Annotated in this window: 2 protein-coding genes; both read right to left on the reverse strand. The window is 32.5% G+C overall.

Translation table 11 applies throughout. From position 1 onward, the window contains the following. Positions 1-373: hypothetical protein (locus AAY72_RS09965; RefSeq protein ID WP_197408401.1), on the reverse strand; the 373-nt coding region annotated here is incomplete at its 3' end. A 95-nt stretch (positions 374-468) separates the two neighbouring features. Then, the coding region (locus AAY72_RS09970; protein ID WP_156411313.1) for an acyltransferase family protein at positions 469-1,334 on the reverse strand (866 nt) is incomplete at its 5' end.

Here is a 1,334-nt window from a genome sequence, read left to right on the forward strand (position 1 = left end):
TTTGTGGGGATCCCTCAGCTGTCTCACTGCATTTCACATCATACCGCTTATCAACATGGTGGAAATCACCGAAGCCGTATGCAGGATTTGGTGTAAAGTCTCCCCAAAAAACAACATGAGTAAAGGAAGATAGCTGCTTTTCGTCGTAGTATCGTTTTAGTTTAAGTTTGCCAAATTCTTTTGTTTTTTTATGGCCAATTTCAACGCCAATCTTTAAAAATTTATATCTTAAAAATCGTGAAGGAGCATGAGAGGTGAATAACTCAAAATCTATACCATGCCGAGAGAAAAATTCATAAGCAGCTAAGTCAACACTGTACATACCGGCATTACCTGGGTTTGCCGCACAAATAATTGCTAATTTTACTGTCATATACGGATTGCTACCTAATAACTCACTGAAATTCAGTGCTAATTTAATAGTGCCAGAGTTAATGATATTAACATATTTAATGCATTATTTTAATGTCATATCTTTAGTTTTTCATAAATTTTTTGAGTGTGGTTTTCAGAAATTTTAGCTAATAAATAAGCGATCAAGGTAATGAATAAAATAATGATAAAGAATATTAAAATATTTTTAACTGTCACTCTCCAATAACCAGAATCATGAATTAACCAACCTCGAATAAAAGAAAGTAAAGGAGTATGAATAACATAAAGCGTGTAAGAAAAGCCTGCAAGCGTCTGTGCTTGCTTTGCATAATAATCAGGTTTAATTAATTCTCTATCTGATCTAATAATTGCAAAGCAAAATAGTAAGAAAGGAATAGCAACGTATATACGGGAAAGTAGTCCGTTTTCAATTTCAGGCATGATTCTGATTGCAATTGAACAGAATATAAAAAAGACACCGGTAATTATGACTAAAATATTGGATTTTTTTAAATATTTAGTTTTATTCAAATATAATACTAACAATAGCCCTGTTAGCCAGATAGGAAAAAGAATGACAATGTTGTAACCAATAAGATAGAAAATAGCCAGGAATATACATAAACAAAATAATCGAACTCTTTTGTTCTCCTTTTTTGATAATGCTAATACAAGGAATGGAAATAATATGTAGTACCAAAATTCATTAGCTAAACTCCATAGTGCGCCATTCGTTCCAAAGGTTGGTACGATGATTGTTTGAAGATAAAATGCATTACCTATAAGGTTTTGAATCGTTAAAGATGCGCCTGTAATGGAACCAGTAATGTCAGCTCCAGAATACATTAGATCATTGTAAAACCATTTTAAACCTAGATAGTCTAAAACCAATCCAATTAACAAACCTGGAAAAAGTACAATGCTAAGTCTTACCCATCGTCTGAGGTATCCCCAGAAAT

This window comes from Alishewanella sp. WH16-1, from assembly GCF_001441695.1.
Lineage (GTDB): Bacteria > Pseudomonadota > Gammaproteobacteria > Enterobacterales > Alteromonadaceae > Alishewanella > Alishewanella agri.